The organism is Pseudomonas sp. P5_B3 (assembly GCF_056400405.1).
Window position 1 is genome coordinate 1 of the sequence record NZ_JBFULI010000049.1, and the last position, 15,081, is coordinate 15,081.

General features: G+C 58.9%; 13 protein-coding genes. 5 read left to right on the top strand and 8 right to left on the bottom strand.

All coding sequences use genetic code 11. From position 1 onward, the window contains the following. Positions 1-528: 528 nt before the first annotated feature. From AC1DRN_RS23625 to AC1DRN_RS23640, 4 genes are all read left to right on the top strand, one after another. Positions 529-1,473 (top strand): chromate resistance protein ChrB domain-containing protein, encoded by a 945-nt coding sequence (locus tag AC1DRN_RS23625; RefSeq protein WP_223462585.1) that lies wholly within the window; start codon positions 529-531, stop codon positions 1,471-1,473. Further along, positions 1,466-2,824 (top strand): chromate efflux transporter, encoded by a 1,359-nt coding sequence (gene chrA, locus AC1DRN_RS23630; protein ID WP_223462586.1) that lies wholly within the window; start codon positions 1,466-1,468, stop codon positions 2,822-2,824. The genes AC1DRN_RS23625 and chrA overlap by 8 nt, the downstream gene beginning before the upstream one ends. 83 nt (positions 2,825-2,907) lie before the next feature. Continuing rightward, positions 2,908-3,360, top strand: a complete 453-nt coding sequence (locus tag AC1DRN_RS23635) for a chromate resistance protein ChrB domain-containing protein (RefSeq protein WP_223462587.1) — start codon at positions 2,908-2,910, stop codon at positions 3,358-3,360. Between the two features lie 108 nt (positions 3,361-3,468). Then, complete coding sequence (locus tag AC1DRN_RS23640; protein ID WP_223462588.1) at positions 3,469-4,785, top strand: MFS transporter; 1,317 nt, start codon at positions 3,469-3,471, stop codon at positions 4,783-4,785. A 78-nt stretch (positions 4,786-4,863) separates the two neighbouring features. Here the strand turns inward: AC1DRN_RS23640 and AC1DRN_RS23645 are convergent, their stop codons facing one another. From AC1DRN_RS23645 to ydiJ, 3 genes are all read right to left on the bottom strand, one after another. Further along, positions 4,864-5,166, bottom strand: coding sequence for a metal-sensing transcriptional repressor (locus AC1DRN_RS23645; RefSeq protein ID WP_223462589.1), 303 nt, complete (start codon positions 5,164-5,166; stop codon positions 4,864-4,866). Between the two features lie 131 nt (positions 5,167-5,297). Continuing rightward, complete coding sequence (locus AC1DRN_RS23650) at positions 5,298-5,690, bottom strand: YkvA family protein (protein WP_223462590.1); 393 nt, start codon at positions 5,688-5,690, stop codon at positions 5,298-5,300. 102 nt (positions 5,691-5,792) lie between these two features. Further along, positions 5,793-8,816: a D-2-hydroxyglutarate dehydrogenase YdiJ gene (gene ydiJ / locus AC1DRN_RS23655; protein WP_477786815.1), complete on the bottom strand. Its 3,024-nt coding sequence runs from the start codon at positions 8,814-8,816 to the stop codon at positions 5,793-5,795. A gap of 159 nt (positions 8,817-8,975) precedes the next feature. Here ydiJ and AC1DRN_RS23660 point away from each other — a divergent pair, with 159 nt between their 5' ends. Then, positions 8,976-9,860 carry a LysR substrate-binding domain-containing protein gene (locus AC1DRN_RS23660; protein ID WP_223462592.1) on the top strand — a complete coding sequence of 295 codons (885 nt, stop codon included), beginning with the start codon at positions 8,976-8,978 and terminating at the stop codon, positions 9,858-9,860. Positions 9,861-9,863: 3 nt separating this feature from the next. Here the strand turns inward: AC1DRN_RS23660 and AC1DRN_RS23665 are convergent, their stop codons facing one another. The 5 genes from AC1DRN_RS23665 to AC1DRN_RS23685 all read right to left on the bottom strand — a co-directional run bounded on the left by AC1DRN_RS23665 (position 9,864) and on the right by AC1DRN_RS23685 (position 14,856). Next, positions 9,864-11,408: an amidase family protein gene (locus AC1DRN_RS23665; RefSeq protein ID WP_223462593.1), complete on the bottom strand. Its 1,545-nt coding sequence runs from the start codon at positions 11,406-11,408 to the stop codon at positions 9,864-9,866. A gap of 156 nt (positions 11,409-11,564) precedes the next feature. After that, positions 11,565-12,458: a glycine betaine ABC transporter substrate-binding protein gene (locus AC1DRN_RS23670; RefSeq protein WP_223462594.1), complete on the bottom strand. Its 894-nt coding sequence runs from the start codon at positions 12,456-12,458 to the stop codon at positions 11,565-11,567. Positions 12,459-12,500: 42 nt separating this feature from the next. Further along, positions 12,501-13,169, bottom strand: coding sequence for an ABC transporter permease (locus AC1DRN_RS23675; protein WP_108219551.1), 669 nt, complete (start codon positions 13,167-13,169; stop codon positions 12,501-12,503). A gap of 2 nt (positions 13,170-13,171) precedes the next feature. Next, positions 13,172-14,170 (bottom strand): ABC transporter ATP-binding protein, encoded by a 999-nt coding sequence (locus tag AC1DRN_RS23680; protein WP_223462595.1) that lies wholly within the window; start codon positions 14,168-14,170, stop codon positions 13,172-13,174. Then, positions 14,167-14,856: an ABC transporter permease gene (locus tag AC1DRN_RS23685; RefSeq protein ID WP_218433270.1), complete on the bottom strand. Its 690-nt coding sequence runs from the start codon at positions 14,854-14,856 to the stop codon at positions 14,167-14,169. Before AC1DRN_RS23685 ends, AC1DRN_RS23680 begins: the two co-directional genes overlap by 4 nt. Between the last annotated feature and the right edge of the window lie 225 nt (positions 14,857-15,081).

Here is a 15,081-nt window from a genome sequence, read left to right on the forward strand (position 1 = left end):
TGTCTGGGGTGAGTGTCTGGGGTGAGCATATCCCCGTTTTCGCAGTGCCCAGCCGCACCGTAGCGACAGTCGATTCGATCCTGAGTGATCCCGACAGATCCAGTCCAAACCCTGCGCCTGCAGGTGCAGGGTTTGCTCCATGTCTTCCCGAGTGTCGTTGCGGATTTGCGCCCCTGAACTGGATGCTTCACGCAGAATAGTCGGGTGACATAGGGCACGTTGCGGGTCATTTCCGCGCAGCCTGCCGGACTGCCTGATCGGTTTCGACAGCAGACCAAGCATAGCCACTAATTTGCCATCGTGATTCACCACGGCGGCCTGGCCGATTGCCGCCTGTCACTCCAATGCCCAAAGCGCATTGATTTGCCTTTTGACACTGCCACCATCGCGCGCGTACAGGCGCTGTTTGCGCCTATCCCGGCATCGCCATCCATGCTTGCCAAAATCCTCTGCTCTCAAGGACAGCTTTCCAAACATGTAAAACAGAGATAGTGTAATTCCAATTACAAAATAAATTGCGATATCTACATGAAAAAATGGCTGACTTTGATTCTAGGCCTACCCACCGCGAATGCCACCGAACGCATGCGCGCTTGGCGTGCCTTGAAAGCTTCAGGTGCTGCGGTCTTGCGCGATGGCGCCTACCTGTTGCCTGACACCGGTTTCTGTCGTGAAGTGCTGGCGTCTGTCGAGCGTGACATCCTTGCCATCAACGGCACCGCATTCGTCCTGCCCGTCGTCGATCCTGATGGCGAGCGCTTTGTCGAGTGGTTTGACCGTAGCGATGATTACGGCAAGCTTCGTGCACAGATCGAAGAATGCCGTGGACAGCTGAATGCTGAAAATGCGCTGGCGACGACCAAACAAATTCGTAAGCTGCGCAAAGCCTACGATCAACTGGTAAGCATCGATTACTTCCCGGGCAAGCCGAAGCAGCAGATCGATTCGGCGTTGCAGGAGCTAGAGACGGCGGTCAGTATTGCCCTGTCGCCGGATGAGCCACACAGCAGCAACCACCCAATAACGGCACTCAATCCTGGCGATTATCAGGGCCGTATCTGGGCAACCCGTAAGCGTCCCTGGGTCGACCGGCTGGCGTGTGCCTGGCTGATTCGCCGCTTCATTGACCCCCACGCTCAGATCCTCTGGCTGAACACCCCACAGGACTGCCCGGTAGATGCACTGGGTTTCGACTTCGATGAGGCGACCTTCAGTCATGTCGGCAACCGCGTGACCTTCGAAACCCTGCAAGCCAGCTTTGAACTTCAGGAGCCAGGCCTGAACCGCATTGCGGCTTTGGTGCATTACCTCGATGTCGGAGGCATTCAGCCGGTGGAGGCTGCTGGCATCGAACGTGTACTGGCTGGGCTGCGCGAAACCATTACCCACGACGACCATCTGCTGGTTGCCGCCAGCGCCATCTTCGACGGCCTGCTCGCCGGGTTTGTAAAAGAGGAACAACCCAATGAATAAGGTTTTCGCACCAGCGGTTGAAGAGAATCTGTCGAGGCCAAAGCCGATCAGTTTGCGTGAGGCTTTCTGGTTCTGGTTGAAGCTGGGTTTCATCAGCTTCGGCGGGCCAGCCGGACAGATCTCGATCATGCACCAGGAACTGGTGGAGCGTCGGCGCTGGATCTCCGAACGACGCTTTCTGCATGCCCTTAATTACTGCATGTTGCTGCCTGGACCAGAGGCTCAACAATTGGCGACTTACATCGGCTGGCTGATGCACCGAACCTGGGGTGGAGTGATTGCGGGGGCACTGTTTGTGCTGCCCTCACTGTTCATCCTGATCGCTCTGTCGTGGATGTATATCGCGTTCGGCGAAGTGCCCGTGGTGGCCGGGCTCTTCTATGGGATCAAGCCTGCCGTGACAGCTATCGTGGTGCAGGCGGCCCATCGAATCGGCTCTCGGGCGTTGAAGAACAATTGGCTGTGGGCGATAGCGGCGGCGTCATTTACCGCGATCTTCGCGTTCAATGTTCCGTTCCCGCTGATCGTGCTGGGGGCGGCGTTAATCGGTTATGTCGGCGGACGCCTGGCGCCCGAGCAGTTCAGAACCGGTGGCCATAGCGCCGCCAAAAAGTCTTATGGTCCGGCGTTGATCGATGACGACACGCCATCCCCTGAGCATGCCCGATTCAGTTGGTTAAAACTGGTGCCGCTCGCACTGATCGGCGCCGCACTGTGGGCATTGCCAATGGGGATTTTGACCGCCCTCTTTGGCTGGGAAGGCACCTTGACCCAGATGGGCTGGTTCTTTACCAAGGCGGCGTTGCTGACCTTTGGCGGGGCCTACGCTGTGCTGCCGTATGTCTACCAAGGCGCGGTCGGTCACTATGGCTGGTTAACGCCGACGCAGATGATCGACGGCCTGGCGTTAGGCGAAACCACCCCCGGGCCGTTGATCATGGTGGTGGCGTTCGTCGGCTTTGTTGGCGCCTATGTCTCGCAAGTATTCGGTGCCGACCAAGTATTTCTGGCGGGAGCTGTGGCCGCCGCCCTGGTGACCTGGTTCACCTTCCTGCCCTCGTTCCTGTTCATCCTTGCGGGTGGTCCGCTGGTAGAGTCGACTCACAACGAACTCAAATTCACCGCACCGCTCACCGCCATTACGGCGGCCGTGGTCGGTGTGATCCTTAATCTGGCGTGTTTCTTCGGCTATCACGTACTTTGGCCGAAAGGCTTCAGCGGCAACCTCGACTGGCCCTCGGCACTGATCGCCATTGCCGCGGCGATCGCCTTGTTCCGCTTCAAGCGGGGCGTCATCCAGGTGTTGATGGCCTGCGCGCTCGTCGGTTTGGCAGTACATCTGCTGCGCTAGATCGCACGAGTCGGTTAACAGTCTTTGGCGGGCACTGGGCTCGCCAGATCACCCAGCCTACCGAGCCAGGCAGGAGGTGTTCCATGAGGTGGATTACACGTGAACGGCCCAAGATTGACCGCATCGCCTGTCCCTGGCTGATCGCTCGCTTTATCGATCCGCAGCCTGAGTTTTTATACGTACCCAGTGGTGACGTGCTGCGTTTAGCGGCGGAAAAAGACGCTGTGCCCTACGACATTCCCGGCGTAGAACTGACTCATGAGGGCGAGCTGTGCAGCTTCGACGCTTTTCTGAAAAAGTACCAGCTCAATGAGCCCGCTTTGCAGCAGTTGGCCAAGATCGTCCGTGGCGCTGATACCTCCCGCCTGGATCTGACTCCGCAATCGGCTGGGTTGTACGCCATTTCACTGGGATTGTCGCAGCGATATTCCGATGATCATGAAATGCTTTCGCATGGACTGATCCTATACGACGCACTCTATGCATGGTGCAAGGAATGCCAAGGTGAATCGCATAACTGGCCTCCACAAATGTGAGAAAGCCAGCTTGCATCAATGTAGGAGCGAGCTCGCTCCTACAATTTCCTTAACTGAACAGCATTGCGACAACCAGATAGGCGTTCACCTCTTCCTGTGAGATTTCTCATGCTGACAATCCTGGCCAACCGAACGTACCGTCACCTCTTCCTGGCCCAGGTGATTGCACTTGTAGGGACTGGTCTTGCCACTGTCGCGCTAGGCCTGCTGGCATTCGATCTTGCAGGCGCCCAAGCGGGCGCTGTCCTCGGTACAGCGTTGGCGATCAAAATGACGGCCTACATTGGTGTCGCGCCGATTGCAGCGGCTTTTGCGGAGCGTCTACCCCGGCGAACAATGTTGGTCTCGCTGGATTTAGTACGAGCCTTGGTCGCGTTGGCTCTGCCGTTCGTGACGGAGGTCTGGCAGGTCTACGTACTGATTTTTGTCCTGCAATCAGCCTCAGCCGCATTCACCCCAACATTTCAAGCGACCATTCCGGACATACTGCCAGATGAGGACGACTACACCCGCGCCCTGTCCCTATCGCGCCTGGCCTACGATCTCGAGAGCGTCGCCAGCCCGATGCTCGCCGCCGCGTTGCTGACCGTGGTCAGCTTCCATAGTCTGTTCGCCGGCACGGTCATCGGTTTTCTCACCTCGGCAGCCCTGGTCTCGACAGTCCTGCTGCCGAAGGCGAAGCAGACGCCACGGCGCAGTATTTACGAGCGAACTACCCGCGGCATGCGCATCTTCCTAGCAACACCTCGCTTGCGCGGGCTGTTGGCGTTAAACCTGACGGTAGCGGCGGCCAGTGCCATGGTCATCGTCAATACGGTGGTGCTGGTCCAATCGCGCTTCGCTTTGCCTCAGAGCTCCACAGCACTGGCGTTGGCCGCGTTCGGCGGTGGCTCGATGATCGCAGCCCTGGTGTTGCCTCGGCTGTTGAAAGACATCAAAGACCGAACAGCCATGCTGTTTGGCGGAGCAATCCTGGTCGCAGGCTTGGCAATTGGCATCAACCTGACCACCTACAACTTCCTGTTGCCTCTGTGGATGGTACTCGGCGTGGGCTATTCCCTGGCCCAGACCCCGAGCGGTCGGCTGTTGCGTCGCTCGGCACATGCCGAAGATCGCCCGGCACTGTTTGCCGCCCAATTTGCACTGTCCCATGCCTGCTGGTTGATTACCTACCCATTGGCGGGATGGCTGGGTGCCAACATCAGCCTCACGGCGTCGTTTGTCGGGCTCGCTGTCGTGGCAGGTGGCGCACTGGTGGTCAGTATCGTGATCTGGCGTCCTGCGCATGACCAAGAGTCGATCAAACACACCCATGAGAACCTGCCGGTCGATCACACTCACCTCGACGGGCAGGATGGTGTGGATCACGAACACCCGTACGTGATCGATGATCAGCATCGCCGATGGCCAGATAGACGACCGTAAGTTCCTGAGTTTTGCCAAGGCTGGCTGGTCAGTCTTCAGACCAGAAACCGTAGCGCTTGCAGCGCGGGCATGGCAGGCCTAGAGGTACTTGGTGATCTGCTTGAAGGCTTCCAGTGGTGCGCGCTCACCATTGTTCAACGCCGAGATGGTGTCTTCCAGACAGTGATCGATGCGATCCTGAATGAGCGTGCGCTTGGCTTGGCACACCGCTTTTTCAACAGCATGCAGCTGCTGGGCGATGTCCACGCACTGACGCCCCTCTTCGATCATGGTGATGATGCCGCGTAAGTGGCCGTCCGCCCGCTTGAGACGCTTGATGATCGCTTCGTGACTTTGGTGGGTGTGGTGGGTGTGGGGATGGTTGTGTTCGAGCTCACTCATCATTTGAGTCTTCACGATTCATGAATAACACGAGTCTTATCCCCCCCATGGGGGATGCAAGCAATTCAGTATCCGTCTGCACATGGGTATTAATCCGGGCGATCAATTTCTGGCTACTGCGACAGGCGGCTTCACGCCCTGAGGAAGTAAGCCCCCAAAATACCCGCAGCAACGAGCCAGACTAATACTACGATCACTGCAGCAAACCTGTTCGCTGGCCGCTTCACATGGCTTTGCTCCCACTCACTCGCTTTGAGCTGACAGTCCTCGAGCACCTGCGCCGGCATCAACCGAATAGCGAGCAGAATGCCAAGCGGCAAAATGATCACGTCGTCCAGGTATCCAAGCACTGGAATGAAATCAGGAATGAGGTCGATTGGACTCAGCGCATACGCCACGACAAAAACCGCAATCCATTTGGGTAACCAGGGTGTTTGCGGATGCTGATAGCAAAACCAGAGAACCATGGTTTGTCGTTTTAGCTTTCTGGCCCAGCCACGTAAACGATCAAGTATGCGTTTCATATCGTAATTGTCAGTACCTGAAGGAGCGTGCCTGCGAGCGTAGCGCCTTGGGTGATTGGCTGCTATGGGTCGAATAGCGACGGTCTGGCATGGCGTTCCTCTTCACTTCGCGAGCATACGCTCTAACACAACCTCCAATGGATGGCGCAATTGCACGTTGGCAAAGCGTTTCACCTGACTGCGACAGGAGTATCCCGTTGCCAGCGCCTCGCTCTCTTTTTCCAGCTTGCCGGACCAGGATTGCTCAAAAATGGTTCGTGAGCTGCCCTGGTTACGAGCTTCATGGCCGAAGGTTCCGGACATGCCGCAGCAGCCGGTCGCCTCAGTCGTCAGCTTGAGCCCGAGCCGGGCAAAAACGGCTTCCCATTGCGAAGTGCTGGCCGGGACATTGGTTTTCTCGGTGCAGTGCGCCAACAAACGGAAGGTTCCGGTCGCGGGATGCGGGTTTTCCGGCAACGCATCGGACAGCCATTCCTGAGGCAGCAAGACCTTCGGGCAATCGTCGAGTCCTGGTACTTTTTGATATTCCTGGCGGTAGACCAGCGTCATCGCCGGGTCCAGTCCCACCAGCGGTACGCCGCAGTCGGCGAGCGCCTTGAGCTGATTGCCATTGCGGATCGCCGCCTTGGCGAAGGCGCCGAGGAATCCCTGTACGTGCAAAGGCTTGCCGTTGGCGCTATAGGGCGCCAGAAACACCCGATACCCCAACTGATGCGCCAACTGGATAAAGTTCGCCAGCAACGGCGTTTCGAAGTAACGGGTGAAGGCGTCCTGCACCAACACCACGCTGCGCTCACGTTGTGCCGCGGTCAGTTCGCGCAGAGCCGGCACGCTGGCGACCGCGACCTTGCAGCGGGTCAACGTGGCCTGCAAGTCATGGCGGTGGATCAGCGGGCTGTCGAGCATGCCGACCTGTCGCTCCAGCAGGCGGCTCACCCATTTCGAGCCCATCACCGCGTTGTACAGACCCGGCGCGTAAGCCATGTAGGGAATGGTGAACTCCAGCGAGCCGATCAGGTAGTCACGCAGCGGTCGTTGATAGCGACCGTGGTACAGCTCCAGAAAACGCGAACGGAATTCCGGGACGTTGACCTTGACCGGGCATTGTCCCGCGCAGGATTTACAGGCCAGGCAGCCGGCCATCGCGTCATAGACCTCATGGGAGAAATCCGCCTCGCCACGCGAGCGCGCCAGGTTATTGCGTAACCGCGTCGGCAACCCGCTCAACCACGACAACTTGCCGCGGGCTGCTTGCAATACGTCAATATTGGCCGCGCCTTGCAGACGCAACCATTCGCGAATCAACGACGCCCTGCCCTTCGGCGAATGCTGGCGCTCACGGGTGGCTTTCCACGACGGACACATCGCATCAGAGGGGTCGTAGTTGTAGCAGGCGCCGTTACCGTTGCAGTGCATGGCGGTACCGAAGCTTTGCCAGACGCGCTCGTCGATCTGCCGATCCAGATCACCGCGCAGCGTCACTTCGTTGACCTTGAGCAAGCCTTGGGCAGCCTCCGGTGGCGTGCAGATCTTCCCGGGGTTGAGTTGGTTGTGCGGGTCGAAGGCGCCCTTGAGCGATTGCAAAGCCGGGTACAACTCGCCAAAAAACTCGGGGACGTATTCCGAACGCAAGCCCTTGCCGTGCTCGCCCCATAGCAACCCGCCGTAACGCCGGGTCAACTCGGCCACGGCGTCGGAAATTGGCTTGATCAGCGCGGCCTGGGCCGAGTCTTTCATGTCCAGCGCCGGGCGCACATGCAGTACGCCGGCATCGACGTGACCGAACATGCCGTAGCTCAGGCCATAACTGTCGAGCAATTCACGAAACTCGGTTATGTAGTCGGCCAGCTTCTCCGGCGGTACGGCGGTGTCTTCAACAAAAGGCTGCGGCCGAACCTCGCCTACGACATTGCCCAATAGCCCTACCGAGCGCTTGCGCATGGTGTAGACGCGGGACACGGCTTCGGCCCCCTCGGCCAGCGTGTGGCCCAGCCGCTCGATCGTCGTGTCGGCCTGCAGATGCGCCACGAACGACGCCACGCGAACGTTCACGTCCGCCACGTCTTCCCCGCTGAACTCCACCAGATTGATGCCCAGCGTCGGACGTTCGGCATCCGTCGGAAAATACTCGGCGACGCTGTGCCAGACGATGTCTTTCATCGCCAGCAGCAACACCCTGGAGTCCACGGTTTCGATGGACAACGGCTTGTGCGCCAGCAACGCATTGGCGTCACGCAGCGCATCCATGAAGCTGCCGTAACGCACGTTCACCAGCACCGAATACCCGGGAATCGGCAGCACGTTGAGCTTGGCTTCGACAACGTAGCCCAATGACCCTTCCGCACCACACAGCACGCTGTTGAGGTTGAAACGCCCTTGCTCATCGCGCAGGTGTGCCAGGTCGTAACCGGTCAGGCAACGGTTGAGTTTGGGGAATACCGATTCGATCAGCTCGGCCTGGGTCTCCTGAATATTGCGCGCCACCCGGTACACTTCGCCGATACGGCCGGACTGCGCGCAAGCCGCCTCCAGTTCCACTTCGGACAGCGGATGGCTGTGCAGGCGCTCACCGCCGAGCAGCACGCTGTGCAATTCCAGAACGTGATCACGGGTCTTGCCATAGGTGCAACTGCCCTGGCCGCTGGCGTCGGTGTTGATCATGCCGCCGACGGTGGCACGGTTGGACGTCGACAGCTCCGGCGCAAAGAACAGCCCGTGCGGCTTGAGCGCGGCATTGAGCTGGTCCTTGACCACGCCCGTCTGCACCCGCACCCAGCGCTCGGCAACGTTGATTTCGAGGATGGCGTTCATGTGCCGCGACAGGTCGACCACGACGCCATCGGTCAATGACTGCCCGTTGGTGCCGGTGCCACCACCGCGCGGGGTCAGCTTGATCTGGCGGAAGCGTGGCTCGGCCATCAAGGTTGCGATGCGTGCGATGTCATCCGCATCCAGGGGGAACACCGCCGCTTGCGGCAGCCGCTGGTAAATCGAGTTGTCGGTCGCCAGCACGGTGCGGGTGGCGTAGTCGGCGCTGAGCTGACCGCGAAAGCCGCTGGTGTGCAGGGCTTGCAGAAACTCCGGGTACTGGGCCGCGGGTGCAACGGTGGGCAACTGAGCGATCATCGCAGGCTGTTCTCTTGTCGGTCTAATCACGGGAAAACTCAAAACACTTGTCGCCTGAGCATTAATGGGTCAGCCTCAGGTCGTCGGCCATGCCAATGATCCTGCAGGCTCTGGCGCCGGACAAACGGATAATCCTGCCGCTATCGATGACTTTTACGAATGAATTACCGTCACCTCACTCCTTCGATGTCGTTGCTGCTGGCCTTTGAAGCCGCCGCCCGCCATGAAAGCTATACCCGCGCCGCGATGGAACTGTCACTGACCCAAAGCGCGGTGAGCCGGCAAGTCCAGGCGCTGGAGCAGCAACTGGGCCTGACGCTGTTCCGCCGTGAAGGCAGGCAAGTACAGCTGACCGATGTCGGTCGTCTTTATCAGCGGGAAATGAGCGAAGCGCTCGGACGCATCCGCAGCGCCACATTGCAGGCCATGGCTTATCAATCCGGCAGCGGCACGTTGCGCCTGGCCACCTTGCCGACCTTCGGCTCGAAGTGGTTATTGCCGCGCCTGCATGACTTCTACAAAACCCATCCCGGCATGCTGGTGCACATCAATTCCCGCATCGATGCCATCGACTTTGAAACCAGCGGCATCGACGCCGCGATCGTCGTCGGCAATGCCGACTTGCCGGGGCTGATCAGCCATCGCCTGCACACCGAAGAACTGATGGTGATCATTTCGCCAGAAGCGGCCGAAATCCATGACGCCTGGACCCCTGACCGCATTGCTGGCCAGACGCTGCTCAACGTCGCGAGCAACGCCAACGTCTGGGGCGAGTGGTTCAGCCACCACGCCCTGCCCCATCGGATGATGCGCCTGGGGCCGAGTTTCGAACTCACCTCGCACTTGATCCAGGCCGTCAGGGCCGGCATCGGCATCGGTCTGGTGCCACGTATCCTGGTGGCCGACGAGTTGGCCAACAACGAACTGATCAGCCTCGATCAGCCCTTCGCCAGCCAGCGCAGTTACTACCTGGCCTATCCGCCGCGCAACGAAATGCTGCCTTCACTCGTCGCGTTTCGTACCTGGTTGCTGGAACAGGTCTGACGGTTACCGCCCAAGGAACGCGTAGCCGAAACCCACCACCTTGGCGTCTTCGCCGTAGCCGCCCAGGAACGAAACACCCACCGGCAGGTTGCCCTTGATGATGCCTGCCGGAACGGTGATTTCGGGAAATCCTGTGGCCGAGGCAATGTACGACGACGCGTAGGTATCGCCGGACTTGCACAGGTAACTGTCATCGTTCACACCGTGCACCACCGAAGCCGGGCAATTGATGGTCGCAAAAAACAGGCTGTCGACCTTGTTCTGCTTCATGATGCCCATCAGTTGCGCGCGCAACTGTGGAATCTTCCGGGAAAGAATGGAGATGTACTGCGGCGAATCGGTGCTTGCGGCATTCGCTACCGTTTCCAGTCCGGCCAGGCGTGCCGGGTTCATCCCATGCGCAGCGTTTTGCGCCTGATTTTGCCTGGCAAGGTCGAGAAACTGCGCAAGCGTTCGCGGTTGGCCTGGATTGAGGGTGGTGAGGTAGCGTTCGAATTGCGGCTTGAATTCGCTCTCCCCCACTGGGCCGAGCACGTCGCTCCACAGGGTTTCAAAGGCTTTTGGCAATTCGATGGAGACGACCTGCGCACCGCGCTTGACGAGCGTTTCCTGCGCAGCTTTATAGACCGCATCCACTTCCGGGTTCGCCCCCTTGAAATTGTTGATTACGCCAATGGTCTTGCCTTGCAGCGAGGTACGGCTCAGTGCCGGTTCGAACTGTATTTTGTCTGCAGCAAGGTCGAAGGTCGCCGCGTCGCTTTTGTCCTGGCCCTTGATCACATCAAGCACGATGGCCTGATCCAGCACGCTGTCGGTAATGACGCCTGCGGTATCGAACGCGAGCGACAGCGGAATGATGCCGCTACGACTGATCAGCCCCAGCGAAGGTCGAAAACCCACCGTGCCGGTGACACTGGCCGGTGCCCGGATCGAGCCGCTCGTATCCGACCCCAATGCGAAGGGTGCGAACGCCGCCGCCACCGAGGCGGCAGAACCGCTGCTGGAGCCGGATGCATCACGCTTGGTGTTCCGCGGGTTCAGCGTCTGCCCGCCAAACGAGCTGTAGCCAAACCAGCCAAAGGATGCGGCCAGTTCCGACAGATTGGCTTTGCCGAGCACAATGGCTTGCCCGTCGATCAGCTTCTTGACGGTGAAGGCATCCTGGCTTGGCACCGACGAACGCAGCACGAAGGAGCCCCCGGAGGTGACCATACCGGCGGTGTCAAAGTTGTCCTTCACCACGAACGGAATACCGGCCAGCGGTGCGTACCTGGCAGTGGAATTTTTCGCCCGTTCAGCATCCCACTTGCGGGCCTGATCGATCGCCTGTTCATTGATGGTCACCAGCGCATTGATGTTCTGGCCCTGGTGATTGTTCGCCTGAATGTTATCCAGATAGTGCTGCACCAAATGTTCGGAACTGAGAGTCCCGTTGTCCAACGCATGACGCATGTCGGCGAGGGTCATGCGTTCGATACTGTCATCCGCCTGAGCACTTGCTGCCATTAGCAAAAACGAGCACGCCACGAACTTTTTATTCAACTGCATTGTTATTCTCCGAGTGGGTACAGGCGAACGAAACCAGCTCGCACCTGATGTGGGTGCAAGGGAATGAATGGGAGGCAGGGGAAAAAAGGCCGGGGTTATCCGCCGGCCCTGGTAGGTTCTGAAGGCTACGTCAAAGATCGCAGCCTTCGGCAGCTCCTACAGCAACTGATTCTTTTGCAGGAATTCCCGGGACACGCTCTCGATGGATTCACGGCCGACATCGACCCGGGAATTGAGGCCCGCGATGGTGTCGTCATCCAGCCTGGACGACAGGGCGTTGAGCAACTCGCCGATCTTTGGATTCGCCTTGAACACTTCAGTGCGAATCACCGGGGTCAGCGCGTAGCTGGGGAAGAAGCCTTTATCGTCTTGCAGCACCACAAAGCCGAAGGCCGGAATCCGCCCATCCGTCGACAAGACCAGGGCCAGATCGACCTGCCCGTCCCTGAGCGCCTGATAGGTCAGCCCGCCGTCCATGCGGACGATGTTCTTGCGTTCAAATTCAAACTTGTAGGTCTCTTGCAGAGGACGCAGGCCATCAGGCCGGGAAAAGAACTCAGCGTTGGAGGCAAACTTATAGGACTTGCCTGTTTCGATCTTCTGCGCAAGATCGCTGATCGAGGCGATTCCATCCTTCTCGGCCTCTTCCTTGCGCATGGCAAAGGCGTAAGTGTTGTTGGCCTTGGAAGGGTTCAGCCAGGTGATGCCTTTCTGCGCATCCAGCTCGCTGATTTTCTTGTACGTTTCGTCGGCGTTGAGCTTGTCCGTGACTTTATTGTAAGTAATCAGTGAAGTGCCGGTGTATTCCCAATAAACATCGACCTGACCGTTCTCTTGCGCCGCGCGCAATACGGAAGAACCCAGGTCCGGGCGTTTATCAACACTGTAGCCATTGGCGCGCAGGAGTTGAGCGGTCATCTCGGCAACCAATTGCTGCTCGGTAAACTTCTTGCCGCCGACCACAATCGTGCTGTTGGCAGAAGCACTGCCCACAACACCGCAAACAAGACTCAGGGTAAAGATCAGACTGGCCAGCATTCGATAAATCATCGTGCACCTCATATTATTGATTTTTGTCTATGGTCTTCAGATTCATTCGCGCCCGGCCAACCTCAAGCCCCGTGACACTGCAATGTTTTGAATCAAGCCGCAGCCCAGATCGACCGCAATCGCCAACAGCGCGGTCGCCGCGGCGCCGGCCAGCATCATGCCGAAGTCGTTCAAGTCGATCCCGGTAAAGATCAACTCGCCCAACCCACCGCCACCGACCAGGAAGGCCAGCGGCGCGGTACCGACGTTGATCGCCAGCGCCGTGCGGATGCCGGCGAAAATCACGTTCATCGCGTTCGGAATTTCAACTTTCCACAGCGTTTCCCGTGGCGTCATGCCCATGGCCTCGGCCGCTTCGACCAGGTGCTGCGGCACCGCACGCAGGCCTTCGTAGGTATTGACTGCCACGGGCAACAACGTCGCGACAAACAAGCCGATGATGGCCGCGCCGCTGCCGACACCAATGAAACTCATGGCCAACGCCAGCAACGCGAGCTTGGGGATCGCCTGCCCTACGTTAAGGACCTGCATGCTGGCCATGGCGTAACGCTGGTTCGCCGGACGGCTCATCCAGACGCCCAGCGGCAGCGCGATGACCAGCGCCAGCACCCCACTGACCGCCACGATCTGCAGATGCTGGACCGTCAGGTAGCTGATATCGCCCCAGTAAAATTGCAGCCCTTTCCACAATCCGATCAGTAAGTCAGACATTGTCAGTGCACCACCGGAGTAATGTTTTCAACCAGTCGCGCCAGGATGTCGGCCTGGTGGACATAGCCGATAAAACGTCCGTCGCTGTCGTTGCAAAGTGCCCAGTCCTGGCCGCGACCCAGCAACTGCGAAAGCACCTGGCGCAGGTCATCCCCGGGCTTGACGATCAGGTGCGATTGCGAAACGACAGCGCTGTTGCCGCCCACGATCTGCATGTGTTCCAGTGGCGGGACCTTGCTGGCCACGTCAGCCGCACGCAGCAGACGCAGGCGCTTCATGATCCGGTCGCCGCCCATGAAGTTCGCCACGAACTCGCTGTTGGGCCGGGCCAGCAGATCATCCGAGCTGCCGAACTGCTGGATTTTTCCGTTATGGAACAGGGCGACGCAATCCGCCATCTTCACCGCTTCATCGATGTCATGACTGACAAACAGCACGGTCTTGTTGACGAGGCGCTGGATGCGCATGAATTCGTCCTGGATCACTTCCCGGTTGATCGGGTCGATCGCGCCAAAGGGCTCGTCCATCAGCATCACCGGCGGATCCGCTGCCAGGGCCCGGGCCACGCCTACGCGTTGCTGTTGACCACCGGAAAGCTCACACGGATAGCGCTTGAGAAATTTCGACGGATCCAGCGCGACCACTTCCAGCAACTCCGCGGCGCGCTTTCGGCTTTTGGTTTTGTCCCACCCCAACAGATTGGGAACGACGCAAATGTTTTCCTCAACGGTCATGTTCGGGAACAGGCCGACTTGCTGGATCACATAGCCGATGGAGCGTTTGAGGGTGACGCTGTCCAGTTCGGACGTATCGCGACCTCCAATTCTGATCGTGCCGGAGGTAGGCGTGATCAGTCTGTTGATCATTTTCAGCGTCGTGGTCTTGCCACAGCCCGACGGCCCAAGCAGTACGCAGATCTGCCCCTCTTCAACATTGAATGAGACATCTTCTACTGCAGTGATTGAGCCGAATTGCTTGTTGAGGTTTTCGATCTGGATCACGTCGTAGCTTCCTTCATTCGGCCGGTGGCCACTTTGTTCTTGTTCAGGCCTTTTGGCGTCAGCAGGCGCTGCAAGCCGTACAACGCGTAATCGGCCGCAATGGCGATGACACTGATGACGATCGCGCCGGCCAACAGCTGTCGGGTATCCGATTGCGCGATGCCGCGAATGATGAGGCTGCCCAGGCCGCCGGCGCCGATGTAGGCCGCGATGGCYGCGATGCCGATGTTGATGACGGTCGCCATCCTCACGCCCGCCATGATCAGCGGGACCGCAATCGGCAGCTCAACCTTGCGCAATCGTTGCCCGGTCGACATGCCCATCCCGATCGCTGCTTCGCGCAAGGCCGGATCGATGTTGGAGATCGCAGTGGTGGTGTTGCGGATGATGGGCAATTGGGAGTAGAGGAACAGCGCAATGACCGCCGGTACGACGCCGATCCCGTAGCCGATCAGCGACAGGGCCGGAATCATCAGCCCGAACAGCGCGGCGGAAGGAATGGTCATCAGGACCGCGGCGAAGGCCAGGACCCAGCGGCGCGTTCTGGGGTGCTGGGAGATCGCAATCCCGACAGGCACGCCGGTCAGAATCGCCAAACCCACCGCTACCGCCACGATGAGCAGGTGCTGCCCGAGTAGCAGACTGATCAACCCGCCGTTTTCCAGAATGAAACTCAAGGTTTCCATGTGTTATGCCTTCTGTACGTCATTGTTGTTTTTATCGGCCGTGCATCTGGAATTGAACGCCGGATCTGTAGGAAACATTACAGCGCTACTGCAGGCACTCTGAGCTTCGAGTTCGACGATTTCTATCAAAAAAACGACGTCACGCGGCCAACCAATGCGCAATGCAAAGTGCAGCGTCGATTGCAGACGGCAGTATGCGGGATCGCCAAATGACAAGGCTTGCCA

What these genes read in the sequence shown, in the direction of transcription:
- AC1DRN_RS23650 (WP_223462590.1), bottom strand. Translation starts at nt 5,690, where the DNA reads ATGAAACGCATACTTGATCGTTTACGTGGCTGGGCCAGAAAGCTAAAA.
- AC1DRN_RS23670 (WP_223462594.1), bottom strand. Translation starts at nt 12,458, where the DNA reads ATGATTTATCGAATGCTGGCCAGTCTGATCTTTACCCTGAGTCTTGTT.
- AC1DRN_RS23660 (WP_223462592.1), top strand. Translation starts at nt 8,976, where the DNA reads ATGAATTACCGTCACCTCACTCCTTCGATGTCGTTGCTGCTGGCCTTT.
- AC1DRN_RS23635 (WP_223462587.1), top strand. Translation starts at nt 2,908, where the DNA reads ATGAGGTGGATTACACGTGAACGGCCCAAGATTGACCGCATCGCCTGT.
- AC1DRN_RS23675 (WP_108219551.1), bottom strand. Translation starts at nt 13,169, where the DNA reads ATGTCTGACTTACTGATCGGATTGTGGAAAGGGCTGCAATTTTACTGG.
- chrA (WP_223462586.1), top strand. Translation starts at nt 1,466, where the DNA reads ATGAATAAGGTTTTCGCACCAGCGGTTGAAGAGAATCTGTCGAGGCCA.
- AC1DRN_RS23625 (WP_223462585.1), top strand. Translation starts at nt 529, where the DNA reads ATGAAAAAATGGCTGACTTTGATTCTAGGCCTACCCACCGCGAATGCC.
- ydiJ (WP_477786815.1), bottom strand. Translation starts at nt 8,816, where the DNA reads ATGATCGCTCAGTTGCCCACCGTTGCACCCGCGGCCCAGTACCCGGAG.
- AC1DRN_RS23645 (WP_223462589.1), bottom strand. Translation starts at nt 5,166, where the DNA reads ATGAGTGAGCTCGAACACAACCATCCCCACACCCACCACACCCACCAA.
- AC1DRN_RS23665 (WP_223462593.1), bottom strand. Translation starts at nt 11,408, where the DNA reads ATGCAGTTGAATAAAAAGTTCGTGGCGTGCTCGTTTTTGCTAATGGCA.
- AC1DRN_RS23640 (WP_223462588.1), top strand. Translation starts at nt 3,469, where the DNA reads ATGCTGACAATCCTGGCCAACCGAACGTACCGTCACCTCTTCCTGGCC.